28 protein-coding genes and 1 tRNA gene are annotated in these 24924 nt (G+C 73.0%); 13 read left to right on the top strand and 16 right to left on the bottom strand.

What is annotated here, in order from left to right; all coding sequences use genetic code 11:
- Window positions 1–141: 141 nt before the first annotated feature.
- Together DQ238_RS16295 and DQ238_RS16290 are read right to left on the bottom strand one after the other, a co-directional pair.
- A complete protein-coding gene (locus DQ238_RS16295) occupies window positions 142–1398 on the bottom strand; it encodes an aldolase/citrate lyase family protein (protein WP_113782319.1) in 1257 nt (418 codons plus the stop codon).
- 61 nt (window positions 1399–1459) lie between these two features.
- Window positions 1460–2854 (bottom strand): NAD-dependent malic enzyme, encoded by a 1395-nt coding sequence (locus tag DQ238_RS16290; protein ID WP_113782318.1) that lies wholly within the window; start codon window positions 2852–2854, stop codon window positions 1460–1462.
- A gap of 139 nt (window positions 2855–2993) precedes the next feature.
- Between DQ238_RS16290 and DQ238_RS16285 the strand changes: the two genes are divergently transcribed.
- The 6 genes from DQ238_RS16285 (at window position 2994) to bcp (ending at window position 8002) form a co-directional block, all read left to right on the top strand.
- Window positions 2994–3749: an IclR family transcriptional regulator gene (locus tag DQ238_RS16285; RefSeq protein ID WP_113782317.1), complete on the top strand. Its 756-nt coding sequence runs from the start codon at window positions 2994–2996 to the stop codon at window positions 3747–3749.
- 281 nt (window positions 3750–4030) lie between these two features.
- Window positions 4031–4552, top strand: coding sequence for a 2-oxo-4-hydroxy-4-carboxy-5-ureidoimidazoline decarboxylase (gene uraD, locus DQ238_RS16280; protein ID WP_113782316.1), 522 nt, complete (start codon window positions 4031–4033; stop codon window positions 4550–4552).
- 73 nt (window positions 4553–4625) lie between these two features.
- The gene (gene uraH / locus DQ238_RS16275; protein ID WP_113782315.1) at window positions 4626–4967 is read left to right on the top strand and encodes a hydroxyisourate hydrolase; all 342 of its coding nucleotides are present in this window, start codon (window positions 4626–4628) and stop codon (window positions 4965–4967) included.
- Between the two features lie 20 nt (window positions 4968–4987).
- Window positions 4988–5866: a factor-independent urate hydroxylase gene (gene pucL, locus DQ238_RS16270; protein WP_113782314.1), complete on the top strand. Its 879-nt coding sequence runs from the start codon at window positions 4988–4990 to the stop codon at window positions 5864–5866.
- A gap of 33 nt (window positions 5867–5899) precedes the next feature.
- Complete coding sequence (locus DQ238_RS16265; RefSeq protein WP_113782313.1) at window positions 5900–7387, top strand: nucleobase:cation symporter-2 family protein; 1488 nt, start codon at window positions 5900–5902, stop codon at window positions 7385–7387.
- A 132-nt stretch (window positions 7388–7519) separates the two neighbouring features.
- Window positions 7520–8002: a thioredoxin-dependent thiol peroxidase gene (bcp, locus tag DQ238_RS16260; RefSeq protein WP_113782312.1), complete on the top strand. Its 483-nt coding sequence runs from the start codon at window positions 7520–7522 to the stop codon at window positions 8000–8002.
- A gap of 101 nt (window positions 8003–8103) precedes the next feature.
- Here bcp and DQ238_RS16255 read toward each other — a convergent pair whose 3' ends face one another.
- From DQ238_RS16255 to DQ238_RS16210, 11 genes are all read right to left on the bottom strand, one after another.
- The gene (locus DQ238_RS16255; RefSeq protein ID WP_113782311.1) at window positions 8104–8703 is read right to left on the bottom strand and encodes a dihydrofolate reductase family protein; all 600 of its coding nucleotides are present in this window, start codon (window positions 8701–8703) and stop codon (window positions 8104–8106) included.
- A gap of 192 nt (window positions 8704–8895) precedes the next feature.
- Window positions 8896–9312 (bottom strand): VOC family protein, encoded by a 417-nt coding sequence (locus DQ238_RS16250; protein ID WP_113782310.1) that lies wholly within the window; start codon window positions 9310–9312, stop codon window positions 8896–8898.
- A complete protein-coding gene (locus tag DQ238_RS22885; protein ID WP_158550812.1) occupies window positions 9309–9455 on the bottom strand; it encodes a hypothetical protein in 147 nt (48 codons plus the stop codon). Before DQ238_RS22885 ends, DQ238_RS16250 begins: the two co-directional genes overlap by 4 nt.
- Window positions 9456–9459: 4 nt before the next feature.
- Window positions 9460–9708, bottom strand: coding sequence for a CDGSH iron-sulfur domain-containing protein (locus DQ238_RS16245; RefSeq protein WP_113782358.1), 249 nt, complete (start codon window positions 9706–9708; stop codon window positions 9460–9462).
- A gap of 77 nt (window positions 9709–9785) precedes the next feature.
- Window positions 9786–10397, bottom strand: coding sequence for a dihydrofolate reductase family protein (locus DQ238_RS16240; RefSeq protein ID WP_113782309.1), 612 nt, complete (start codon window positions 10395–10397; stop codon window positions 9786–9788).
- Window positions 10398–10544: 147 nt separating this feature from the next.
- The gene (locus DQ238_RS16235) at window positions 10545–10892 is read right to left on the bottom strand and encodes a VOC family protein (RefSeq protein WP_113782308.1); all 348 of its coding nucleotides are present in this window, start codon (window positions 10890–10892) and stop codon (window positions 10545–10547) included.
- Between the two features lie 504 nt (window positions 10893–11396).
- On the bottom strand, window positions 11397–12344 hold the full coding sequence (locus DQ238_RS16230; RefSeq protein ID WP_113782307.1) for a DUF5996 family protein: 948 nt from the start codon (window positions 12342–12344) through the stop codon (window positions 11397–11399).
- 13 nt (window positions 12345–12357) lie between these two features.
- Window positions 12358–12687, bottom strand: a complete 330-nt coding sequence (locus DQ238_RS16225; RefSeq protein WP_113782306.1) for a GNAT family N-acetyltransferase — start codon at window positions 12685–12687, stop codon at window positions 12358–12360.
- Entirely contained in the window at window positions 12687–13691 is a 1005-nt protein-coding gene (locus tag DQ238_RS16220) for a pirin family protein (protein WP_113782305.1), read from the bottom strand. Before DQ238_RS16220 ends, DQ238_RS16225 begins: the two co-directional genes overlap by 1 nt.
- Before the next feature lie 107 nt (window positions 13692–13798).
- On the bottom strand, window positions 13799–14743 hold the full coding sequence (locus DQ238_RS16215; RefSeq protein ID WP_199506398.1) for a pirin family protein: 945 nt from the start codon (window positions 14741–14743) through the stop codon (window positions 13799–13801).
- A 54-nt stretch (window positions 14744–14797) separates the two neighbouring features.
- A complete protein-coding gene (locus DQ238_RS16210) occupies window positions 14798–15133 on the bottom strand; it encodes a hypothetical protein (RefSeq protein WP_113782303.1) in 336 nt (111 codons plus the stop codon).
- A gap of 170 nt (window positions 15134–15303) precedes the next feature.
- Between DQ238_RS16210 and DQ238_RS16205 the strand changes: the two genes are divergently transcribed.
- Together DQ238_RS16205 and xerC are read left to right on the top strand one after the other, a co-directional pair.
- Window positions 15304–15471, top strand: coding sequence for a tyrosine-type recombinase/integrase (locus tag DQ238_RS16205; RefSeq protein WP_113782302.1), 168 nt, complete (start codon window positions 15304–15306; stop codon window positions 15469–15471).
- A gap of 258 nt (window positions 15472–15729) precedes the next feature.
- Window positions 15730–16872 (top strand): tyrosine recombinase XerC, encoded by a 1143-nt coding sequence (xerC, locus tag DQ238_RS16200; protein WP_113782301.1) that lies wholly within the window; start codon window positions 15730–15732, stop codon window positions 16870–16872.
- Between the two features lie 237 nt (window positions 16873–17109).
- On the opposite strand, the gene DQ238_RS16195 is transcribed toward xerC, so the two are convergent.
- Window positions 17110–17643 carry a hypothetical protein gene (locus tag DQ238_RS16195; protein ID WP_113782300.1) on the bottom strand — a complete coding sequence of 178 codons (534 nt, stop codon included), beginning with the start codon at window positions 17641–17643 and terminating at the stop codon, window positions 17110–17112.
- 354 nt (window positions 17644–17997) lie between these two features.
- On the opposite strand from DQ238_RS16195, the gene DQ238_RS23850 reads away from it, so the two are divergent.
- Both DQ238_RS23850 and DQ238_RS23345 read left to right on the top strand, forming a co-directional pair.
- Window positions 17998–19203: a hypothetical protein gene (locus DQ238_RS23850; protein ID WP_233496017.1), complete on the top strand. Its 1206-nt coding sequence runs from the start codon at window positions 17998–18000 to the stop codon at window positions 19201–19203.
- A 5-nt stretch (window positions 19204–19208) separates the two neighbouring features.
- On the top strand, window positions 19209–20405 hold the full coding sequence (locus DQ238_RS23345; protein ID WP_233496027.1) for a DEAD/DEAH box helicase: 1197 nt from the start codon (window positions 19209–19211) through the stop codon (window positions 20403–20405).
- 293 nt (window positions 20406–20698) lie between these two features.
- On the opposite strand, the gene DQ238_RS16180 is transcribed toward DQ238_RS23345, so the two are convergent.
- Both DQ238_RS16180 and DQ238_RS16175 read right to left on the bottom strand, forming a co-directional pair.
- Window positions 20699–20771: transfer RNA gene (locus tag DQ238_RS16180), tRNA-Thr, on the bottom strand.
- 61 nt (window positions 20772–20832) lie between these two features.
- Window positions 20833–21471, bottom strand: coding sequence for a hypothetical protein (locus tag DQ238_RS16175; protein ID WP_113782299.1), 639 nt, complete (start codon window positions 21469–21471; stop codon window positions 20833–20835).
- Between the two features lie 188 nt (window positions 21472–21659).
- On the opposite strand from DQ238_RS16175, the gene DQ238_RS16170 reads away from it, so the two are divergent.
- The 3 genes from DQ238_RS16170 to DQ238_RS16160 all read left to right on the top strand — a co-directional run bounded on the left by DQ238_RS16170 (window position 21660) and on the right by DQ238_RS16160 (window position 24914).
- Complete coding sequence (locus tag DQ238_RS16170; RefSeq protein WP_113782298.1) at window positions 21660–22565, top strand: universal stress protein; 906 nt, start codon at window positions 21660–21662, stop codon at window positions 22563–22565.
- An 89-nt stretch (window positions 22566–22654) separates the two neighbouring features.
- Window positions 22655–23431 (top strand): ABC transporter permease, encoded by a 777-nt coding sequence (locus tag DQ238_RS16165; RefSeq protein WP_158550811.1) that lies wholly within the window; start codon window positions 22655–22657, stop codon window positions 23429–23431.
- 100 nt (window positions 23432–23531) lie between these two features.
- The gene (locus tag DQ238_RS16160; RefSeq protein WP_305037573.1) at window positions 23532–24914 is read left to right on the top strand and encodes a S1C family serine protease; all 1383 of its coding nucleotides are present in this window, start codon (window positions 23532–23534) and stop codon (window positions 24912–24914) included.
- Window positions 24915–24924: the final 10 nt, after the last annotated feature.

The following is a 24924-nucleotide window of genomic DNA, read 5'->3' as shown; positions in this document are numbered from 1 at the left end:
CTCTTTCACATCGTGGATGTTTTCTTTTGCTAGACGAAAGCTTAGCCGGGTAGGTCTGTGGCGTCAACCACAGGGCGTCCTCCGACCGGCGGGGTGCCGGGGTGATGGGCGCGCGCGGCTGGGCGCCGCGCCGATGAGCGATCAGGCGGTGACGCGCCGCGCCAGGACCTCCAGCTGTCCGCGATCGGCGCCGGTGGCCTCGACGACCTCCTCGGCGGTCACGGCGCCGCAGTCGAGGCCTCGCAGCACCGCGCCGGCCAGCGCCTGCGCAGTCGCCGGCTCGTCCATGACGTCGGTCTCGCGCCGGCCGAGGTAGGCCCGGATGCGCTCGGCGGTCGACGGCAGGTCCCGGCGGAAGAAGGCGTAGGTCGCCAGGTAGCGGGTCGGCAGGTGACCCGGGTGCATGTCCCACCCCTGGTAGAAGCCGCGCCGCAGGGAGCGCTCGACGAGGCGGGCGTGCAGCCGCCAGGCGGCGTGGACGCGGTCTCGTTCCCCCACGGGCAGCACGTTGGTCGAGCCGTCGGACAACCGGACGCCGGTGCCGGCGGCGGCCAGCTGCATCACCGCCTTGGCGTGGTCGGCAGCGGGGTGGTCCAGGCTCTGCTGCGCCGCCGCGATCCCCAGGGCGGCGCTGTAGTCATAGGTGCCGTAGTGCAGCCCGGTGCAGCGCCCGGCCGCGGCAGTGATCATGCGCGCGACCGTGGCGGTGCCGTCGCCGCCCAGCACGGCCTGCGGGGTCTCCACCTGGATCTCGAAGCGGAGCCGCCCTGCGGGCAGCCCGTGGGCCTGCTCCAGCCGGGCGCAGACGTCGACCATCGCGGCCACCTGCGCCACGGAGGTGACCTTGGGCAGGGTCAGCAGCAGACCGGCCGGGAGGTCGCCGGCCGACAGCAGGCCCTCCAGGACCAGGTCGAGGGTGCGCAGGCCTCGCCTGCGGGTCGGCGCCTCGAAGCTCTTGAACCGGATGCCGAGGAACGGCGGGGCGCCGGGGCGGTGGGCGGCGGCGGCGAGCGCGGCGGCCCCCTCTCGAGCCGCGCGGTCCTCCTCCTCGTCCGGGCGGTGCCCGTAGCCGTCCTCGAAGTCGACCCGCAGGTCCTCGACCGGCTCGCCGATCAGCTTGTCCCGCACCCGGTCGTAGACCTCACCGACCAGGGTCGTGGGCATCTCGGTGGCCTCGGCGAGTGCGGCTGCCGTGGGCGCCTGGCGGTCGAGCAGCTCGCGCGCCGCCCGGCCCCACTGGGCAGGCGTCTCGGCGGTGAACCGGTCGGCGGGCACGTAGACGGTGTGCACCGGCTGCCGGGTGCCGGGATCGCCGGGATAGCGGACCTGCAGTTCCCGGTCGGCCTCGGCCAGGTGCTGGTCGAGCAGGTCGGCGAGCTGGTCGCTGACTCGGGTCATCTGCGTGCTCCTCTCCTCGCACCGCACGGGGCGGTGCACGCGGCCGGCTGGGCCGGCCGGGTCAGTCGGCGCTGCCGGCCTGCTCGGCGACCTTGCGGACCGCGGCCGCGACGGCGGGGGCCACGCCGGCGTCGAAGACGCTGGGGACGATGTAGTTGGCGTTCAGCTCCTCGCCGGTGACGGCGTCGGCGATCGCCGTGGCGGCGGCGACGAGCATGTCGTCGGTGATGTCCTGGGTGCCGGCGTCCAGCAGGCCCCGGAAGACGCCGGGGAAGGCCAGCACGTTGTTGATCTGGTTCGGGAAGTCGCTGCGCCCGGTCGCCACGATCGTCGCGTGCTGCGCCGCCGCCTCCGGTGCGACCTCCGGAACCGGGTTGGCCAGGGCGAAGACGACGGCGTCGGCAGCCATGGTGGCGACGTCCTCACCGGTGAGGATGCCGGGCGCGGACACCCCGATGAAGACGTCGGCGCCGCGCAGCGCCTCCTTGAGCGTGCCGGTGACGCCTTCGGGGTTCGTGTGCTCCAGGAGCCACTGCCGCTCGGGATCGGTGGCCCGGGCCTGCTCCAGCACCCCGTGCCGGTCGCACGCCAGGATCGACCGGGCACCCTGGTGCAACAGCAGCCGGATGATCGCCGTCCCGGCCGCCCCCACACCGGAGACGACGATGCGGGCATCGGCGAGCTCCTTGCCGACCAGGCGCAGGGCGTTGGTCAGCGCGGCCAGGACGACGATCGCCGTGCCGTGCTGGTCGTCGTGGAACACCGGGATGTCGAGGACCTCCCGCAGCCGTCGCTCGATCTCGAAGCAGCGCGGCGCCGCGATGTCCTCGAGGTTCACCCCGCCGTAGACCGGCGCCAGGCAGCGGACGACCTCCACGATCTGGTCGGTGTCCTGGGTGTCGAGGCAGACCGGCCAGGCATCGACGTCGGCGAAGCGCTTGAACAGCGCCGCCTTGCCCTCCATGACCGGCAGGGCCGCGGCCGGGCCGATGTTGCCCAGCCCGAGGACCGCCGAGCCGTCGGTCACGATCGCCACGGTGTTGCGCTTGATGGTCAGCCGGCGGGCGTCCTGCGGGTTCTCGGCGATGGCGGTGCACACCCGGGCCACGCCGGGGGTGTAGGCGCGGGACAGGTCGTCGCGGTGGCGCAGCGACACCTTCGGCGTCACCTCGATCTTGCCGCCCAGGTGCAGCAGGAACGTCCGGTCGGAGACCTTGCGGACGGCGAACCCCTCCAGTGCCCGGATCGCGTCGGTGATCTGCCCGGCGTGGTCGACGTCGACGGCGTCGCAGGAGATGTCGACCACCAGCCGGTCGTGCGCCGATTCCGACACGTCGAGGGCGGTCAGCGCGCCGCCCACGGAGGCGACGACCCGGGACAGCTGGGCCGTGGCCTCGCTCGACGGCTTGGTCTCGACGCGGAGAGTGATCGAGTATCCGGGACTCGGGACGGCCATGATGTCCTCCTCGATGCTGGCTTTCGGTAGGCGAACGTAAGGTTTCACCATACGAGAGAGCAAGTATTTCGCTGGACGAAAACCGCGGCGCTGCTTGGGTAGACTGAGATGATCCGCCGCACGTGAGAGGTTGGCCCAGATGACAGACGCTGCACCGTCCGGCGGGGTCCAGTCGGTCTCCCGGGTCCTCGACGTCCTCGAGATCCTGGCGGGCGCCGGCGGGCAGATGCCCCTCAGCGAGATCGCCGTGGCGTCCGGCGTCCCCCTACCCACGGTCTACCGGCTGGCGCGCACCCTCGTCGACCGGGGCTACATGCAGCAGCTGCCCAACCGCCGCTACGCCCTCGGCTCTCGGCTGATCCCGCTCGGGGAGGTCGCCGGGGCCATGCTCGGCACTCGGGCCCGGCCGGTGCTGCAAGGGCTCGTCGCCGAACTGGGCGAGTCGGCGAACCTGGCCGCCCTGGACGGTGACCGCGCCGTCTACCTCGGCCAGGTCCCGTCCACCCACTCCATGCGGATGTTCACCGAGGTGGGCCGCCGCGTGAACCTGCACTCCACCGGCGTGGGCAAGGCCGTCCTGTCCCTGCTGCCCGACGACGAGGTGCGCGCCCTGATGGCGCGCGCCGGGATGCCGGGTCAGACATCGCACTCCATCACCGATCCCGACACCCTCATCGCCGCGCTGCACCAGATCCGGCAGGACGGCTACGCGGTGGACGAAGGTGAGCAGGAGGTCGGTGTGCGTTGCGTCGCCGTTCCGGTGGACGCTCCCCACCTGCGGATGGCGATGTCCATCTCCGGACCGGCCGGGCGCATGACGCCCGCGCTCGTCGACCGGGCCATCCCGCTGCTGACCGAGGCGAGCAAGCGCCTCGCCGCGGACATGGCCGAGTAGCCCTCGGCTCGTCCAGCACCCTCCTCCACGCCTCCTGCTCGAGGAGGCTGCACCCCTCGGGCACCGACCCGGTGAGGGGTCTTGCGCTGAACGCCGAGCGCTCGGCGCCGGCCGTGACGCCGACCGCCACGCTCGGGACGCCGCTGCGGCGCCTGTCGCCGTCGGCAGCGGCCACCGGTCGCCGGAGAAGCGCTGCAGAACCCCCTTGACTGTGCGGTGGGTCACGCATACCTTTCTGCCAGCGAAAGGGTTGTTTCGACATACGAAAACCGAGGTGGTCCATGGAAGCGCAGCCGGTCAGCGACGCAGCCCTCGACCGCTTCAACACCTCGCCCGCCGACACGGCGCGGCAGGCGCTGAGCGTGTGCTGCGCCAGCACCACCTGGGTGTCCCGGCTCGCCGCCGGCCGCCCGTACCGCAGCAGGGAGGCCCTGCTCGACACCGCCGAGCTCGCCTGTCGTGAGCTCAGCGACGCGGACCTCGAGGAGGCGCTGTCCGCGCACCCCCGGATCGGCGACCGTGCGAGCGGTGGGAGCACCGAGGCCCGCTGGTCTCGGCAGGAGCAGGCATCGGTCAGCGACAGCGACGACCGGACGCGCGCAGAGCTGCGTGCGGCCAACCTCGCCTACGAGGAGCGCTTCGGCCGGGTGTTCCTCATCCGGGCGGCCGGCCGGTCCCCGGTGGAGATGCTCGCCGAGGCCCGCCGTCGCCTGCGCAACGACCCCGCGACCGAGCGGCGCGAGGTGGGCGAACAACTGGGGCAGATCGCCCGCCTCCGGGTCGAGAAGCTGCTCGAGACGTGAGCGAGCGTGCGAGCTCACCCAGGAGCACAGCAGCACTGCGAGCAGTGCCGACGAGCGCCAGCGAGGAGGGGCCGTGAGCTCCCTGTCCACCCACGTGCTCGATGCGGTCACCGGAGACCCGGCCGTCGACGTCGCCGTCCGCCTGGAGCGACGCGGCGGTCGACCGCCCGGCCCCTGGACCCCGGTCGCCGACGCCAGGACCGACGGCGACGGCCGCGTGCGTGACCTCACGCCGGCCGGACTGGAACCCGGCGTCCACCGGCTCGTTTTTGACACCGCCGGCTACTTCGCCGGCTCCGGACAGCGCGGGTTCTACCCCGAGGTCGTCATCTGCTTCGAGGTCACCACCGAGCGGCACTACCACGTGCCGCTGCTGCTGTCCCCCTACGCCTTCTCCACCTACCGAGGTTCCTAGACACACGAGGAGTGATCCCCATGGCAGTCGTGCTCGGGCACAACCAGTACGGCAAGGCGGAGAACCGGGTCGTCCGGGTCTTCCGCGACAGCGACCCGCACGAGATCGTCGACTACAACGTCAGCGTCGCGCTCTCCGGCGACCAGGACCCGCCCCACCTGACCGGCGACAACGCACCGGTGCTGCCGACGGACACGCAGAAGAACACCGTGTTCGCCTTCGCCAAGGAGGACGACGTCGTCGCGCAGCCGGAGTCGTTCGGCATCCGGCTGGCCCGCCACTTCGTGGACAACACCGAGACGATCCACCGGGCGCGGGTGAAGCTGGAGATGTACCCGTGGGCGCGGCTGGGCAACCCGCACGCCTTCGTCCGCGACGGCCGCTACGTCCGCACGGCGACGGTGACCTACGACGGCTCCACCACCTGGGTGGTCTCCGGCGTCAAGGACCTGGTCGTGCTCAAGACCACCGACGCGGAGTTCTGGGGCTACATCGAGGACGAGTACACGACGCTGGAGCCCACCCACGACCGCATCGTGGCCACGTCGCTGCTCGCGCAGTGGTACCACACCAGCGAGGACGTCGACTGGGGCAAGTCCTACGACGGTGTCCTGCAGGCCCTGCAGGACACCTTCGCCGGCCACCACAGCCTGGCGCTGCAGCACACCTTGTTCGAGATGGGCACGGCGGCGCTGGAGAGCCAGCCGGAGATCGCCGAGATCCGCTTCTCCGCCCCGAACAAGCACCACTTCGTCTACGACCTGGATCGCTTCGGGCTGGACAACGCGGGCGAGGTCTTCCACGCCGACGACCGGCCGTACGGCCTGATCGAGGCCACCGTCCGCCGCGACGACGCCCCCGACCCGGGTCTGGCCTTCGACCCCGGTCAGGGCTGGTGACCACACCGACCCGCTGACCGAGGAGGAGGACCGATGGCCCTGTGGAACAAGAGGAAGCACGCCGGGGCGACCAAGGCCGGCGTGCACCCGGTGGACGAGGTGCTGCCGCCCGGACCGATGGTGGCCTACGGCTTGCAGCACGTGCTCAGCATGTACGCCGGGGTGGTGGCGGTACCGCTCATCATCGGCACCGCGCTCGAGCTCACCCCGCAGCAGACCACGTACCTGATCAGCGCCGGGCTGTTCATGTCCGGCCTGGCCACGCTCCTGCAGACCATCGGGGTGTGGCGGATCGGCGCCCGCCTCCCGCTCGTGCAGGGGACGTCGTTCGCGGCCGTCTCGACGATGCTGGCCATCGGGGCACCGCTGGGCGGCGAGGCGGGGCTGCGCGCGATCTTCGGAGCGCTCATCGTCGCCGGCGCCATCGCCTTCTTCATCGCACCGTTCTTCACCCGGCTGCTGCGGTTCTTCCCCCCGGTGGTCACCGGCACGGTGATCACCGTGATCGGGGTGTCCCTGCTGCCGGTGGCGATCCGGTGGGCGCGCGGAACGGCGAACACCCCCGAGTTCGGCTCGATGCGCAACATCGGCCTGGCCGCGGCCACGTTGTTGATCATCGTGCTCATCTACCGCTTCCTGGGCGGCTTCTTCAACCGGGTGGCGATCCTGCTCGGCCTGGTGCTCGGCACGCTGGTGGCCATCCCGTTCGCCGCCACCGACTTCGGCCGGATCGGGGACGCCGCGGCCTTCCAGCTGACCGAGCCGTTCCACTTCGGCACCCCGACCTTCGCCGTGGGCGCCATCGTCTCGATGCTCGTCGTGATGCTGGTGATCATGACCGAGACGACGGCGGACATCCTGGCCATCGGGGAGGTCGTCGACAAGCCGCTCGGCCGCCGCGACGTGACCGGTGGTCTGCAGGCCGACATGCTGGCCACCACCGTCGCCGGCGTCTTCAACGGCTTCTCGGTCAGCGCGTTCGCCCAGAACGTCGGGCTGGTCGCGGTGACCGGGATCAAGAGCCGGTTCGTCGTCGCCGTCAGCGGCGTCATCCTGTTCCTGCTGGGCCTGTTCCCGGTCCTCGGGGCGCTGGTGGCGCTCGTGCCCCTGCCCGTCCTCGGCGGCGCCGGCCTGGTGCTGTTCGGCACGGTCGCCGCCAGCGGCATCCGCACGCTCGCCAAGGTGGACTACGACGGCAACGCCAACCTGGTGATCGTCGCCGCCGCGATCGGGATGGGGATCATCCCCATCGCCGTCCCGGAGTTCTACGACTCCTTCCCGAGCTGGTTCCAGGTCGTCTTCGACTCCGGCATCAGCGCCGCCGCCATCACCGCGATCCTGCTCAACCTGCTGTTCAACGTGCGGCGCGGGCAGCCCGAGGAGGCGCCGATCTTCGCCGAGGCCCCGGCGATCGGCACGACCTTCGAGGGCGACGCCGAGGGGATCGCCGTCGAGCACACCGACACCGACCACCCCACCCCGACCCGGTCCAGGCTGCCCAACCCACGAGCCACCCACTGACCGCCGGAACGACGGAGCGGACCCGACCGGGGCCGCTCCGTCGTCCGCGGAGCTCCTCGCCCGTTCCACGGCGACCTGTTCGGCCAGCCACCATGCACCAAGCCAGCCACCGTGCACCGAGGAGGAAGACCCATGCCGACGCGGCTCCAACCAGGTGATCCGGCCCCCGACTTCACCCTGCCGACCCCCGACGGCGACGAGGTCTCCCTGACAGACCTGCGCGGGGGCAAGGTGATCCTCTACTTCTACCCGGCCGCCGGAACGCCGGGCTGCACCGCCGAGGCCTGCGACTTCCGGGACAACCTGGCGTCCTTGGACTCGGCCGGCTACACCGTCATCGGCGTCTCGCCGGACCAGCCCGCCGACCTCCAGCGGTTCCGCCAGGACCAGTCGCTGACCTTCCCGCTGCTGGCCGACCAGGAGCACGCGGTGCACCGGACGTACGGCGCCTGGGGAGAGAAGAGCATCGACGGGCGGACCGTCACCGGGCCGCTGCGCTGCACCTTCGTCCTGGACGAGGACGGGCGGGTCGAGCTGGCCCGGTACGACGTCCCGGCTCGCGGCCACGTCGCCGACCTTCGCCAGCGGCTCGCGCTGGACGCCTCCACCGCCTGAGTCCCCGGGACCGGCCGACGGGGTGTGTCCCGGCCGGGCACGCAGGTCGTCGAGCGGCGCTGAGGGTGGCGTCGGCCAACGCGAGCGGCTCCCGCGCGCGGTCAGCGCAGTACGGGGAACACCAGGTGGGTGACCCGGTCACCCTGGATGCTGAGCGTGGGGTCGCCCAGGAGGGCGTCGTCGAGGGAGAGTTCGCCGAAGAACGGGCGGCCCTGGCCCATGACGACCGGTACCAGGTCGACGGCCACCTCGTCGAGCAACCCGAGCTCGAGACACTGCCGGGCGATGGTCCCGGCGGTGACCTCGACGACCCGGTCGCCGGCGAGCTCCTGCGCCCGCGCGACGGCGGCCTCCACCCCGGAGGTCACGAAGGACACCTGCGCGTCGGGATGGGCGGCGACCCAGTCGGTCGGCACGGAGTGGGTGACGACCACGACCGGCACGTCCTTGGTGTGTCGCCCACCCCAGCCGTCGGTGAAGTCGAACAGCGTCCGGCCGCAGACGATCGCACCGAGCGTGGCGGCCCGCCGTCGCCAGTACGCGGCGCTGGGCGGGGTCAGGTGGACGGTCATCCCCGGCGTCGCGGTCGAGAACTCGACGTCCCCGTTCTGCAGCCAGTCGAACAATCGGCCGATGGTGTCGTCGTGCTTGGCGATGTAGCCGTCCAGCGACATCGACGCCGTCGCGATGACCTTGCCCATCAAGTCCTCCTCCGATCGCTGATCAACAGGCGCTGTGGCACCCGACGGCTGCTCCCACGGTGTCCGCTGGTGAGGTCGTCCGCGCTACGTGCCGCCGGGGCGTAGTGGGCGGCGGGTCCCCCGGCTCCCGGGAGGTCTCGGTGCAGAGCTCGACCCCGTGCGCGCCCACCTGCACGGACTCTCCCCGTGGGTTCAGTCGGTGAAGTCGGCGGCGGTCATGCCGTCGGGGTGGTCGGGCGGCCACTGGACCAGCTCGATCCGGACGCCGTCGGGGTCGGTGACCCACGCCGTGCGGATCTCGTCCGGTTCGTCCGGCGCGCCGGGCACCTCGGTGTCGATGCCGCCGGCTGCGAGCCGGGCGGTGGTCGCGTCCAGGTCCGCGGTCTGGACGACGAGGTGGCTGAGGCGGTTGCCGCGGTGGACCGGGTCGCCCGCCGGGTCGTGCACGAGCTCCAGGCTCACGAAGTCGTCCCCGGGCAGCTTCAGCATGGTGAGGCGACCCAGCGGGGTGTCGGGCACGCTGCCGACCAGTTCGTAGCCCAGGGCTCGGTAGAAGGCCAGTGACCGGTCCAGGTCGGCCACCCGGAGCCCGACGTGCAGGGTCCTCACGCCGCTGCTGCCGTCCGCCGGACCCGGTGGTGCAGGTGGGTCACCCCGGCCTCCCCCGGCAGGACCCGGGTGCGCTCGAGCTCGACGTGCCCGGCGATGAACCCGTCGAGGGACATCGACGTGTGCAGCACGGTCGCCGACACCGGGTCAGGCCCCGTCCGTCCACCCGGTGCGCGCGTGCGACCCGTCGCAGAACGGCTTGTCCGCCGAGCGACCGCACCGGCACAGGTGCACCTTGGACGCGGGTGCTCCGATCGGGTCGCCGTCCGGACGGGCGATCTCCAGCAGCCCGGTCACCTCGTACGGGCCGTTCGGCAGCGGAACCAGACGTACGGGGATCGCGGACGTCTCCCCGAGGTCGGGTGCGCGGGCCTGCGCCTGTGCGAAGTTCTCCATCGTGATCACCCTCCTGTGGGGTCGGGATGGGTCACCTCACCGGTCGGCGAGGTGCGGACGGCGGCGGGACCCGCGCCTCAGCTCGGCATGACGCCCGTCTCGGGCGGGCGGCCGGTCGGCTCGTACCGCAGCACCACGGCGCCCTTCGGCGAGGTGATCGCGGGTTCCACGAGTCGCAGGCCGGTCGGGAGGGCGCCACCCTGGAAGACCTTCTTGCCCGCGCCGAGCACGAGCGGGTGCACGAAGAGCGTGAGCTGGTCGTAGAGCCCCTCGGCGAGCAGGGTCTGCACGAGGTCGAGGCTGCCGGAGACGTAGACCTTCTCGTGCCGGTCCCGCAGCTCCCGCACCTCGGTCGCGAGGTCGGCGCCGATCCGGGTCGACTCCTCCCAGGTGAGCTGCGGAGTTCCCCGTGACGCGACGTACTTGTGTGCCCCGTTGAACAGCCGCGCGACCTCGTCCTCCGGAGAGGGCCAGAACCCGGCGAAGAACTCGTAGGTCCTGCGGCCCAGCAGGAGGGCGTCCATCCCGCTCATGCCCGCGTCGATGCGTTCGTCGACGACGTCGTCCATCAGCGGCCACTGCCAGCCCGCGTAGGAGAACCCGTCGTCGGCCTGGTCCGCCTCCCCGCCGCCGGGCGCCTGGGCGACGAGGTCCAGGCTGCAGAACAGGTCGATGTGGATGCGTCCCATCGGTTCCTCCCGGTTCCGTCGAAGGGGGTTCGACCTCCGCACGTCTGACGGCGTCCGACGACGGTTCTCATCGCACTGCGTGCGTCCGCCGACGCCGTCCACGCCTGGCTCTGCGCTGCCGACGAGGAGGTGCGGTCCGGGCCGCACCTATTCGGCCGGTGAGACCTCTCCGCCGATCCCCGTCTCGTTGCCGTCGGCGTCGTGGAAGACGTACTTCCACACTCCCCCGTGCTTCTCGACGTCGACCGGTTCCAGGCCCTGTCCGGCGATCCTCGCGACCTCGGCGACGGGGTCGTCGACCCAGATCGTGCTGACCGCGCCGCCGGCCCGGTCGGCGTCCTGGATGACGTACACGTAGCGGTCCTCGGCCAGTTGCCACACGGCCTCGACGTCGTTGGGGTGGAACGACGGCTCGGCTCCGAGCAACCGCCCGTACCACTGGACCGCCGTCCGGTGGTCCCTGACCGGGATGCCGGCGAACACGCCTACCGCCATCGCTGCTCTCCCATCATCGCCTCGCAGGACGCACCGCCGTCCACGTAGCCCAGACCCGATCCGCCGAGAGATCTCATCGATCGGGACGGTCCCCCTCCTGCGGCCCCCGCCAGCGGCGGGACGTGTTCGCCGAGGAACTGGCCTCCGAGCATCGGGCAGCGAGCTGCGCGGTGACGCCCTGCCCCATCAGCGCGTGCGCGACGCCGTCATCACCCGCCCCACCATGGCCGAGGGGCTCAACCTGCTCTTCGACACCGTCACTCAGCAGGCACCCGGCTGAATCCCCATGGTGCCCTGCCCGAGTCAGCGGCTACCGCAGGCCGCAGCCGGCCCCTGCCGGTGCCGGACGCGACGCGGCCCGCAGCAAGACGAGCGCCGTGCGGTAGGGCGAGAATCGCCCGGCGCGGCGTGCACCGTGCCCAGCGGCCTGGCTGAGCCGGCGATCTCCGGCTGGTCGGGCGAACAGCCGGTTGACGCTCATCGCTCCCCGCGCTCGGTTGGCCGCTACGGCTCGTGCTGGTCCAGCCGATCCGGGTCGTCCTCCAGCGTCGCGCGATCCCAGTCGCCGCGCTCCGCGGCCGCCTCGTAGGTGGTGTGGAGGAACTCGCTCAGCGCCGCGTCGGGATCGTCTGCCTCGGCTGCCACCTCGTAGGGCAGCAGGAACTCGCCCAGCTCGCGGCTGTAGAAGGCGCCGGCCGGACCGACCGGGTGGTCGGCGAAGCCGGCCGGTTCCGGATAGGCGTAGGCGTAGAACGCTCCCTCATCGCCACCGCCGGGCCAGAAGCCGGCGCTGGACAGCTCCCCGGAGTAGCCCTCCACCATCACCCAGTCCGGGCAGTTGGGGGCACCACCGGGGTGCGGTGGGGCGGGCCGCCCGGAGAACCGGGTGCAGGCCATGTCCATCGCCCCCCAGAAGAAGTGCACCGGGCTGACCTTCCCGACGAAGTGGGACCGGAACGCGCCGAGCACCCGGTCGGCCTGCAGCAGCTGGCGCCAGAACAGGTGGGTGGCGTGCGGGTCGTAGGAGGCGTGGACGTGGTCCTCGGCGAACGGGATCGCGGGGTCCACCTCGTTGGGGCTCGCCTGGATCGGCGCCTCGATGCCCAGCTCACCCAGTCCTTGCATGGTCTGCGCGTAGAACTCGGCCACCGGCTTGGGCTCCAGCGCCACCGCGCGGGTGCCGCCGTTGCTGCTGCGGATGCGCAGCACGTGCTCGACGAAGTCGAACTCGATGTCGAAGGCGCCGTCGCGGTACGGGACCGCCGAGGTGGTCAGGCCGCGCGGAGTGACGTACAGGGTGACGTGCCACCAGTGGTTGAGCATCGGGGCATGGGCCATCCGGACTTTCCCGACGATCTGCGTCCACATGTGCAGGGTGTCCTTGGTCTCGGCCCAGTCCGCCACCCGCAAGCGCGGCCACGCCGCGGACCGCTGCCCCACCTGAACGGTCATGTCACCGCCCTCCTCAATCGGACACGTGGCTCTCCGGCCGCCGGTAGTCGAGGTCGTGGTAGTCCGGGTGACGGCTCATCCACTGCTGGACGAACGGGCACAGCGGCAGCACCGGCGTCCCGGAGCGGCGGATGCCATCCAAGGCCCGGCGCACCAGCTCGCCGCCCAGCCCCTGCCCCTCGAAGCGGACCTCAACCTCGGTGGAGGTGAAGACGACCAGTTGGCCCGCCCTCTGGTACGCGGCAGAACCGGCCAGCTCGCCATCGACGAGGACCTCGTACCGCTGCCGCTCGGGGTTGTCGACCACCCGGCGGCTTTCCGCCTCCTCCGACCCGCTGCCCATCAGTCGAGCGGCGAGTCTGTCTGGGTGACCAGCAGGTCGGTCGGGGCGTTGTGCACGGCCGGGATCTGCCCGAGCCGGCCGGCCTGGAAGTCCTCGAACGCCTGCCGCACCTCGGTCTCGGTGCTCATCACGAACGGACCCGCCCAGGCGACCGGCTCCCGGATGGGCCGCCCGCCGAGCAACAGCACCTCCATCGTCCGGGTCCGGCCGTCCTGCTCGGGATCGGCGGCCACCGTGATCGCGTCCCCGTCGCCGAGGACGGCGAGCTGCCCCGTCTCCACCGGTCGCCGCCGGGCGCCCACCGTGCCGCGGCCGGCCAGCACGTACACCAGCGCGTTGAAGTCCGGTTCCCACGGCAGGACCATGCGCGCTCCCGGACTCACGGTCGCGTGCACCATCGTGATCGGCGTGTGGGTCGAGCCCGGCCCGGCCCACCCGGCCAGGTTCCCGGCGATGACCCGCACCAGCGCGCCGCCGTCGTCGGAAGCCAGGAGCCGCACCTGCTCCCCGGCGAGATCCTGGTACCGGGGGTCGATCCACTTCTGCGCCTTCGGCAGGTTCACCCACAGCTGCAGCCCGTGGAAGCAGCCACCGCTGGCGACCAGGTGCTCGGGCGGGGTCTCGATGTGCAAGATCCCCTGCCCAGCCGTCATCCACTGCGTGTCTCCGTCGGAGATGACGCCGCCGCCGCCGAGCGAGTCGTTGTGCTGGAGGACGCCGTCGATCATGTAGGTGACCGTTTCGAAGCCGCGGTGCGGATGCCAGGGCGTGCCCTTCGGCTCCCCCGGCCCGTAGTCCACCTCACCCATCTGGTCCAGGTGGATGAACGGGTCGAGGTCGGCCAGGCCGGCCCCCGCGAACGCCCGCCGCACCGGAAAGCCCTCACCCTCCAGACCCCGCGGCGCCGTCGTGATGCTGCGCGGGGCGCGCTGCCGTGCCAGCGCCGGATCCGGCAGCGGGATCCGGGGCAGGACCGTGATGTCCTCGACGGTGACAGCGGGCATGGCGTGTCCCTCCTCGTTCCCCGCCCGGCGGCCGGGCGCGGTTCGGGCACCCTAACGCCGCGGCCACGCGGGCGGGTCCGGCACGGCCCCTCCGGCTGCCGCCGTGCTCATCCCCAGGCGCTGGGATCCCCGGAGCGGGGCGGTGACAGGCGCGGCCGGATTCGGACGGTGGGCATCGCTGGCGCCGGCAGGCGCGCCACCCGGCCGCGGTATCCCTCGACCCGGCCGAAGCGCGCCGACCCGGCCTCCCACTCCTCGCGGAAGCCGGCGATCTCCTCGTGGCTGCGGCCCACGAAGTTCCACCACATCAGCAGCGGCTCGCCGAAGGGCTCCCCACCCAGCAGCAGCACGCGGGCGCGCCGGCCGCCCGGGTTGGCCAGCCGCAGCCGGTCCGCGCCGGGCGGCAGGTAGCCCAGCTCGGCTCGGGCCAGTTCCACGCCGTCGAGCCGGACGGGGCCGGCGTCCACGAGCGCTCCGTGCTCGAAGTCCGCGGCGACGTCGAGGTCGAGCTCCGCGAACGGTTCGAGCACCAGCTCCGCCCCGAGCAGCGGGGTGTGGGTGGGCACCGGCGAGGTGCAGCCCGCCAGCGCGCCCAGCAGCACCCGCCCGGTCGCGCCGTCGAGGTGCAGCGGCTCGGGGACGTGGTGGACGAAGTCCCGGGGCACGTTGCGCGCGGAGTCGGGCAACGCCACCCACAGCTGGACCCCGTGCAGGGTGCCGGTGCCGGCCGTGGAGACCTCCGAGTGCGCGACGCCGGACCCGCCGGTCATCAGGTTCAGCTCGCCGGGCCGGACGAGTTCGTGCACACCGCCGCTGTCCCGGTGCTCGATCTCGCCGGCGAACAGCCAGCTGACCGTCTGCAGGCCGGTGTGCGGATGCGGAGGGACGTCCATCCCGCCGGTGCGGGCCACGTCGTCGGGCCCGTAGTGGTCGACGAAACACCACGCCCCGATGAGGGAACGAGCGCGCTGGGGAAGCGTGCGGCGCACCGTCATCGCCCGTGGGCCGCCGAGCGGCACCTCGCGACTGGCGATGACTTCGACCTGGCTCATCCGGCCCACTCTGGCACGGTCCGGCCCATGGGGGGACGTCGACTCGCGGCCCGGTCAGCCGTCGAAGACCACCGCGCCGCCGTCGTCCTTCCAGCGGTGCACCTGCTTGTCCGGAACCTGCTCGGCGTCCGGATCCGTTTCTGCCGTCTCCTCGCCGGGTCCACCAGCGGAGGACCTCAGCTCGAACTCCGCTCTACGGTCGGCGGGGACCAGGTCCACACAGTCGGGATGGCGCTGGACGTACTGCCGGATGAAGGGACGGACAGGCAGCACCGAATCCCCCGCCGCACGGGTGGCGTCAAGGACGCCGCGGGCGAGCACGCCTGGTCCGACCAGTACGACCTCCGCATCGAGATTGCCGACTGGCTGAGGCCGGACGACGACGTGCATCCCGACGGGCCTTCCTCCACTGCCGATGGCTCCTCGACGGGCCGTCCCCGTCGAAGAAGCCGTCATGCTCTGCAACATCGGTGGACTGGCAACGCGAAGGGAGCCACCGCCGACAGTGCGAGAACCGACTGATCGAGCGTTGACCAGGTGCCCCGAGTGGGAGGTGCGAGATCCACACCGCCGCCACGCTGCTGTTGCAGCAGGGCGTGCCGGCCCGGGTCGTGATGGACATCCTCGGGCACTCGCAGATCAGCCTGACCCTCGGCACGTACTCGCACGTCGTCCCCGAGCTTGCGCAGGAGGCCGCCGAGCGCATGGGAAGTGCGCTGTGGGGCTGATGGCACACAAGCTGGCACACACGCGAGGTCAGTGGAGGGCTGGGCGCGGCGAACACGCAGCTCAAAGCGGAGCCGACGGGGGGACTCAAACCCCCAACCGCCCGATTGTCGGGTCGGACCTGACCTCTACCGACCCTTGGATGCCTTCAGCAGCCGCTAGAGCAGCCAGTTCGGCACAGTTCGTTCGCCTTTCGGCACCCACCGAAACCCATGGTTACCGACGCATCCCCATGATTTCCTGGGGATATAGTGGGGGCCATGGGCCGTCCTCCCCTGCCGCTGGGCACACACGGCGCCATCCGCTGCTACAAGACCGGCACTGGCTACCGGGCCCGCACGCTGGCCCGCGACTATGACGGCCGCACCCGAGCTGTCGAGCGGTGGGGGAAGACCAGGGCAGCCGCCGAGGCCGCGCTTGAGCTCGCCGTCCGCGAGCGCGCCCACACCCAGGCCGACGAGCAGCTCACCGCCGACACCCGCGTGGCGGTCCTCGCCGAGGCCTGGTACTCCTCCCTCGCCGACCTGTCCCCCACCACCATGCAGGCCTACCGCGACCGACTGGACCGGCAGATCCTCCCCGGCCTCGGACAGCTGCGGATCCGGGAACTCACCGTCGGCATCCTCGACCGGCACCTGCGCCTCGTCGCCACCGACCACGGCGCCGCCACCACGAAGATGACCCGCTCGGTGCTCTCCGGCATCTGCACCCTGGCCACCCGCCACGACGCACTGCCCCACAACCCGGTCCGCGACGTCGGCGCCCTCGCCGCACCGGCGAGGAGCTCGCCGCGCGCGCTGACCGTGCCCGAACTCAAGCAGCTGCGCGCCGCGCTGACCTACGACGAGCAGGCCATCGCCCGCGACCTGCCCGAGTTCATCGACCTGATGATGGCCACCGGCATGCGCATCGGCGAGGCCGCCGCACTGTCCTGGGCCGACGTCGACCTGGACGCCGGCACGGTGCACGTGCGCGCCACCATCGCCCGCATCACCGGCAAGGGGCTCATCCGGAAGAGCACCAAGACCGACACCGGGCTACGCAGCCTCGTGCTGCCCTCGTGGGGCGTCCACACACTCCGCAACCGCGCCGCCCGGTCCGACCGCTCGGCCCAGGGCCCGCAGGACGCCCCCGTCTTCCCCGCCCCGCTCGGCGGCTGGCGCGACCCCTCCAACACCCAATCCGACCTGCGGGTCGCCTTCGACAAGGCCGGCTTCGACTGGGTCACCTCGCACGTCTTCCGCAAGAGCGTCGCCAGCGTCATGGACCACGCCGGCCTCTCCGCCCGCGCCGCCGCCGACCAACTCGGACACGCCAACACCTCGATGACCACCGACGTCTACTTCGGTCGCAAGGTCCTCACCACCGGCGCCGCCACCGCCCTCGAAATCCTAGACAGCTGACCCGACCGGCGCCGACGAGACGACGGATCACGACCACTACCTTCCCGCGCCTGTATGCTGCATGTTCCAGGAGATCCGGGCGGACCACCTGGGCACCATCGGCGGTAGACGCATAGTTGACGCCATGTATGCGCGCTGTCATAGTTGGTTTCGCCTGTTGCGCTGAGCTTCAGGAAGTGAGCCCGAGACCCGGCCGGACGACCGTGGCGCTCGGGCTTCGCGCATTTTCGGGTTCGATCAGACCTCGCAGACCGCGGTGACGACCGGGACGATGCGGCGGCGCCAGTCGCCGCCCTTGGCCCAGCACCAGGCGATCGCGTCGGGCAATGCCAGCAACTGTTCGGCGGTCGGTCGCCGGTGCTCGTAGCGCAGGGTGTCGTGCTGGCCGGTTGCGCGGGTGGCCTCGATCAAGCATTGGTTGTCCCAGCTGAGCAGGGTGTCGTCCTGCTCGAGCACCAGCATGGTGTTCCCGCCGCCGGCGATGTCGGCGACCAGCCGGTGCAGGCAGGCGCGGCGCCGGTCGCGCTCGGTGCGGTAGCGCCGTCCGGCGTCGTAGACGGTGGCCCGCACGCCGCTGTCGGCGATAGCCGAGGCGATGACCCGCCGGCGGGGGTCGCTTTCATCCTTCATGTGCAGTCGGCGCTGGCCGGGCAGCAGTAGCTCGCGGACCATCCTGCGGGTGGTGACGAGGTTGCTGGGGACGACGACGGCGGCCACGAGCAAGTAGTCGCGGTGCTTGGTCTCATCGATGAACAGATGTCTGGTGCTCACCGAATTGCAGCCCCGGCGATGCTGCATTCGGCGCGGCGAACGGCACGATGGCTGGTGGAGCGGGTGTCGCCGGATAGCTCGAGTTCGTCGACGCGGTGCCCGCCGGCCCGGTACGGGCCGACCGGCCGAGCATCTCGGCGGGGCGCGGACTTGGGCCGTCTGCCGCGGAGCCGATCCTTGACGCGGGTGACGGTCATGCCGCCCTCGCGGGCGCGGCGCGGGCCAGGTCGGCCTCGAACTCAGCGATCATCGACAGGACGGTAGGCAGCAGCCGACCGACCGGGTCGGTCGGGGGGTGCCGGTCGGCCAGTGACCAGTAACCAAACGTCAGCCTCCCCGAGACAGTATGGAGGGGTGCCAGCCACGTCCGGTCCCGCCGAGCAGGCCACGCTGCCGTTCGGAGCCCCGGACGACGAGCTCGCCGGCCTGCGGGACGAAGTCGCGCGGTTGCACGTCGAGAATGCTCGGTTGCTGCGACTGCTGGAGTTGACCCCACCCGAGGCCCGCCCGCCGGGCCCGGTGCAGACCGGGATCTTCGACGCTCCGCCCGGGCCGGTGCACGCCGGCTCCCCGGAGGCGGCCAAGGTGGCCCTCTTCGCCGCGCTGTTCGCTGCCCGCGCCGACGTCTACGCGCTGCGCTGGGAGAATGCCCGGGCCGGCAAGGCAGGCTGGGTGCCGGCGGTCCGCGGGGGCTGGCGCAAGGGCATCCCGGCCGCGCAGCGCGAGTACTTGCCGCTCTCGGGCGAGGTGATCCACGCGCACCTGTCCGGGAAGCTGGAGATCGGCCTGTACCCGCTGCTGGACGGGGACCGCTGCTGGTGGCTCGCGGCCGACTTCGACGGTCCCGCCGCGCTCCTGGATGCGCTGGCCTACCTCAAGGCGGCGAGCGTCGCCGGCGCCCCTGCGGCGCTGGAGGTCTCCCGCTCCGGGCTCGGCGCCCACGTATGGCTGTTCTTCACCGCCCCGGTGCCCGCCGCGACCGCGCGGCAAGTCGGCAGCGGGCTGCTGCGCGAGGCGATCGCCGTGCGCGGGCGGATGGACCTCTCCAGCTACGACCGGCTCTTCCCCTCCCAGGACGTCCTGGCCACCGGTGGGCCGGGCAACCAGATCGCCGCCCCGCTGTCCGGCCGCGCCCGCCGCCGCGGCGCCACCCTCTTCCTGGATCTGGCCTCTCTGGAGCCGCACGCCGACCAATGGGCCTACCTGTCCAGCCTCGGCCGCATCACGCCGCGCGAGCTGGACCGGCTGGCCCAGCGGCTGGGCGGGGTCAGCGTCGGCGCCGGGGTCGACCGGCTGCGCACGGCAACGTCGACGAAGATCGCCGTCCAGCCGCCCGCAGTGGTCCACGCGACACTGGGAGCCCGGATCACCGTCGAGCCACGGGCCTGCCGCCGGCGCTACTGGCCACGCTCAAGCACGCGGCCTCGATGCCCAACCCGATCTTCCACGAGCGGCAACGGCGCCGGGCCTCGACCTGGGACACGCCCCGGTTCCTGCGCAGCTACGACGAGACCCTCACCGGCGACCTGCTTCTCCCTCGCGGTCTGCAGGATCGACTGACCGCGTTGGTCGAGCAGGCCGGCAGCCGCCTGGAACTCACCGACGCCCGCAACCCCGGCCGGCCACACCCGTTCAGGTTCACCGCAGAGCTGGATCCAGAGCAGCAGGCCGCCCACGACGACCTGGCCGGCCACGACCTCGGCGTCCTGGTCGCCCCGCCCGGCGCCGGCAAGACCGTCATCGCCTGCGCCCTCATCGCCAGCCACGCCGTCTCCACCCTCGTGCTCGTCAACCGCAAGACGCTGGCCGACCAGTGGCGCACCCGCATCCGCGAGCTACTCGGCATCAAAGCAGGGCAGCGCGGCGGCGGGCGTAGCAAGACCACCGGCGTCATCGACGTCGCCACCCTGCAGACTCTCTCCCGCGCGGACGACGTCACCGAGCTGACCGCCGGCTACGGGCTGGTGATCGTCGATGAGTGCCACCACGTCCCCGCCGCCGCCTTCGAGCACGCCGTCCGCCAGATCCCCGCCCGCCGCTGGCTCGGGCTCACAGCCACGCCCTACCGGCGCGACCAGCTCGACGACCTGATCGCTCTGCAACTCGGGCCCATCCGCCACACCCTCACGCCGGCACCGGCCGGCACGCTCGGCATCCGCTCCCTCCAAGCGCCGGAGCCGGTCCTGCACGTGCACCCAACGGGCTACCGCTACACCGGCGAGGCCGATCCCTCGGCGCCCGGCGGGATGGCCGCGATCTACCGCGACCTCGCCGCCGACGACACCCGCAACCGGCAGATCGTCGACGACGTGATCGCCGCCCTCGGCCGCGGGCGACACTGCCTGGTGCTGACCAGACGCACCGATCACCTCGAACGGTTCGCCAAGGCGCTGCGTGACCGAGGGCACGATCCGGTGGTGCTGCGCGGCGGCATGGGTTCGAAGGCCCGTACCGCCGCCCTCGCCCGGCTCGACCCGAGACCCGAGGGCCCGCCGCTGCTCGCCGTCGCCACCGACTCCTACGTGGGCGAGGGATTCGACTGCCCGCCGCTGGACACCCTCTTCCTCGCTGCCCCCGTCGCCTTCAAGGGGGGCCTCGTCCAGCACGCCGGACGGGTGCTCCGCCCGTACCCCGGGAAGACGACCGCCGAGGTCCACGACTACCACGACGTCGCGACCGGCGTGCTCGCCTCCGCCCTGGCCAAGCGCGCGCCCGGTTACACCAGCCTCGGGTTTCCCGACCCCCGCCGCCTCGCCCGTTGACCCAGGGCGAGCACCGACGCGCAGTACGCATCCGTGTGCACACGAAGCGAGCCCCCTTCGACACCGCACAGGAGTCGAGGATCTGGGTCCACAAGCTGAGCCACGCCGGCCAATCTCCCGCAGCAAGCTCCTTCGGCCCGGGTCGCGGCCGCCAACAGGCGGAGGCGAGCGCCCGTGAACAGTGGCAGCCGAGGCCCGTGCCAACCCTGAAACGCAGCGCCCGACAAAGTGGGAGCTAACGTGAGATCGCAACCATCAGGCTGGAAACTTGACGCCATGACCTTGGGTCTTTGAGCCGACGGGGGGACTCGAACCCCCAACCGCCCGATTACAAGTCGGGTGCGCTGCCAGTTGCGCCACGCCGGCGACGGCCCTCAACGGCCGGGACCCCGATCCTAGGTGCCTCCGGCGCCCGGCGGGCCAGCGCTCAGGGGGCCGGGTCGCCGTGCCGCAGGTGGCCGGTGGGGTCGCTGCCGGGCTGCGGGGTGCCGGCCAGCCACCGGGCGAACCCGGCGGGGTCGCGGCGCTCCAGCTCGTCGAGGGTCTCCTGGCGGCGGGCGACGATCGCCTGCCGGGTGCGGACGTCGAGCCGGCCGGCCAGCGCCGCCGTCGTCCGCACCCACTCCCGGCCGAGCTCACCGGTCGCCAGCGACGACACCGGCGGCAGCGCGGCGGTCACCGGGCGGCTCCCGGCGGCCGCGCCCGGCGCCCGGCCGGTCGGGGCCCGGCGGCCGCGCAGCAGCCAGACCGCCAGCCAGGCCGCGATCCCCGCCCCGGCCACCAGCAGGGTGAGCAGCGTCCCGCCGAGGACGGCGGTGCCGGAGAGCACGAGCAGGACCGCGACCGTCATCCCCGCCGCGCGCCACGTCGCTTCCGCGACCGCCCGGCGGTTCCCGCGGGACTCGTGGGCGACGCCCCCGGCCAGGCAGCCGGAGACGACAGCGGCGAGGCCCACGGCCAGCAGTCCGGCCGGTCGCAGGGCCAGGCCGCCGGCGACGGCCAGACCGGCGGCGAGGACGAGGCCGAGCCCGAGCAGGAGTCGGGCGAGCGGTCCGCGGACGGGCATGGGGCAGCCTCCAGGACGGCGCCGGGCACGGGGAGCGGGATGCCGCCGCCGGACGGTGGCCCGCGGTCCGCCCCTACCCAGCTCGCAGACGCCTTGCACCCACCGTGGTCGACGGACTTCCCTGCGGCTGTCCGGACGAGGACGCTCGAGGGACGGCACGGGGGACGAAGAGCCATCCGGAGGTGACCGTGTCCTCGACACTCCCCACTCCCGCAGGGACGCTGCCCGAGCCCGCTGCGACGGACGACCCGCCGGTGCTCCCCCTGCTGGTCGGCGCCGACGGCAGCGAGTGCGGACTGCGGGCGGTCCGGTGGGCGGCCGAGGAGGCCGCGCGCCGGGGAGCCCCGCTGCGGATCGTGCACGCGACCCCGCACCTCGGGCGCAAGGGGGTGGCCGGGGCCGCCGCACCGGAGCTGCACCAGGCCCGCGGCGTCACCGCCCAGGCCTACACGGTGGCCCGGCACACCGCGCCGTCGGTCCAGGCGTCGACCGAGGTCGTCCCCGGCGACCCGGCCGACGCCCTGCTGCGGGCCGCCGACGACGCCCAGCTGCTCGTCCTGGGCATCTCCACCACCGGCGCGGCCGACGAGATGGTGCTCGCCTCGGTCGCCCAGCGGGTCGCCGCCCGCTCGCCCCGGCCGGTCGTCGTCGTCCCGCGGCCCCGCTCCGGTGCCACCGGCTCCCGTCCGCACGTGGCGGTGCTCGGCCTCGGCGAGCCGGCGGACGACGAACCGGTCGTCGTGTTCGCGGCCGGGCAGGCGCTCGGCGCGGGCCGGCCGCTGACGGTGCTGCACACCCGGCCCGACGACGCGGGGAGCTGGAGCGTCGACTCGCCGGCGTGGGCCGAGCGCTTCCCCGGTCTGCGGCTGTCGCACGTCTCGCTGCCCGGCGTGACCGCGGGCCGGGTGCTCGCCGCGGCCTGCCCCACCCCGCTGCTCACCCTCAGCGCCGGGCACGGCGGCCTGCTGCACCGGCCGCTGGACGGGCTGCACCGGTGGCTGCTGCGGCACTGCACCTCCCCCATGGCCTTCGTGCCGCCGGTGCACCGGCCGAGCCGGTCGGAGCCGCGCGAGGAGGTCGCCGCCGTCGGCTGAGGGTCCGTGGCCGCGTACCGGACCCGGGACGCCCGGCGGTCCGGCCGGACCGCCGGGCCCGCCCGCGGCACCGGGCAGGATCGGTGCCCGTGGGTTCCTCCGTCGTCCACCTCGGCCCCGGGCTGCCGGTGGTGCTCGGCCTGCTCACGCTGCTCGCCGCGGGAGCCGGCCGACTCTCCGGCCTCGAGCAGGACCGCCCGGTCGTCGTCGCCGCGCTGCGGGCGACGGTGCAGCTGGCCGCGGTGTCGACCGTCCTCGTCGTCGTGGTGCGCTCGCTGCCCCTGTCGGTCGGGTTCGTGCTGCTCATGGTCACCATCGCGGCGGTCACCGCGGCCGGGCGGGCGACCGGGCTGCCGGTCCGCGCCCCGGGGGCGGCGCGCCGGGTGACGACCGCCGCCGTGCCCGTCGTGGCCGGCGCGACGCCGGTGGTGGCCCTGGTCCTGGCCAGCGGCACCGTGCCGCTGCGCGGCGCGGCGGTCATCCCGGTGGCCGGCATCCTCGTCGGCGGGGCGATGACGGCGACCTCGCTGGCCGGGCGGCGCCTGCGCGAGGAGCTGGCCGGACGGCGCGGCGAGGTGGAGGCCGCCCTCGCGCTCGGGCTGGTGCAGCGGGACGCCGTCCTGGAGGTCGCCCGGCCGGCCGCGGCCACCGCGCTGGTGCCCGGGCTGGACCAGACCCGTACCGTCGGCCTGGTCACCCTGCCGGGCGCCTTCGTCGGGGTGCTGCTCGGCGGCGGGAGCCCGCTGGAGGCCGGTGCGGCCCAGCTGCTGGTGCTGGTCGGGCTGCTGGCCACCCAGGTCACGGCCGTCTGGACCGCGACCGAACTCGTGGCGCGCGGCCGCCTGCTGACCGGCGTCCCCCGGTGAGGGCGTCCAGGGACCTCACAGCCGACCGCCAGCACCGCAGCAGCCGCGCGGCCGACAGTGGTCGTCGAGGGCGGCGGAGCGCCGCCCCTGAGGAGGACTCGTGAACGACCACGGCACCCGCACCCCGGTCACCGGCGCCTGGGCGTCGTCGGCCTGGCAGCAGCCGACTCCCGGGCAGCCGGCCGGCGGACAGCCGGCGGCCGGCCAGACCGTCCCGGGGTACCCCGCGCCCGGGCACCCGGCACCCGGACAGCCGGCAGCCGGGCAGCCGGGGTCCGTCCCGCCGGGATCCGTCCCGCCGGGGCAACCGGCCTCGTCCTTCCCCCCGCCGGGGGCCGGCCAGCCCGGGTACCTCCCGCCGGCCGCCGCACCGTCCCGCCGCGACGGCCGGCTGCGCATCGGCGTCGCCGGCCTGCTCGCCGGGGCCCTCATCGGCGGCGGCGCCGGGGCCGGCGTCGCGGTGCTGGCCGACCGGTCGGACAGCACCGGCAGCAGCCCCGTCGCGGCGCAGAACGTCACCATCACCAACCCGGAGACCGCGACCGCCGTCACCGCCGCGGCGGCCAAGGCGGCGCCGAGCGTGGTCACCGTCTACGTCACCGGCTCCTCCGGCGCGGGCAGCGGGTCGGGCGTCGTCCTCACCGACGACGGGTACGTGCTCACCAACAACCACGTGGTCAGCCTCGACGGCGCCGGCGGGTCCACCGCCGTCTCGGTGCGCACCTCCGACGGCGCGCTGCACGACGCCCGGGTGGTCGGCACCGACCCGGTCTACGACGTGGCGGTGCTGAAGCTCGACGGCGTCTCCGGGCTCACCCCGGCCACCTTCGCCGACTCCGACCAGGTGCAGGTCGGTGACATGGCGGTGGCCATCGGCGCCCCGCTCGGGTTGTCCGACACCGTGACCGACGGGATCATCAGCGCCACCGGCCGCGCCGTCGCCACCGGCTCCACCCAGGGCGACGCCACGGTGATCGACGCGCTGCAGACCGACGCCGCGATCAACCCGGGCAACTCCGGCGGTGCGCTGGTCAACGGCGCCGGCGAGGTGATCGGCATCAACACCGCGATCGCCACCGTCGCCTCCGGCGGGCTCGGCCAGCAGTCGGAGAGCGGCAACATCGGCGTCGGCTTCGCCATCCCGGGCAACGTCGCCCAGCGCATCGCCCAGGAGATCATGGACACCGGCTCGGCCCGGACCACCTACCTCGGTGTCAGCGCGCAGACCGCCGCGGCCGACGGCAACTCCGAGATCGGCACCGGCGCGCAGGTCGTGCAGGTGCAGCCCGGCACCCCCGCGGCCGACGCCGGCCTCCGGGCCGGGGACGTGATCACCGCGGTCGGCGACCGGGTGGTCACCACTTCGACCGAGCTGACCGCCGCGGTCCGCAGCGCGACGCCGGGTGACCAGGTCACCCTCAGCGTGCGCCGCGGGAACGGCACGACGCAGGTCCAGGTGACGCTGGGCAGCACGAACGACTGACCGTGGCACG

The sequence above is a fragment of the Geodermatophilus sp. TF02-6 genome (genome assembly GCF_003319115.1).
In the GTDB taxonomy this organism is placed as follows: Bacteria; Actinomycetota; Actinomycetes; order Mycobacteriales; family Geodermatophilaceae; genus Geodermatophilus.
This window is presented reverse-complemented; position numbering and strand designations above follow the sequence as displayed.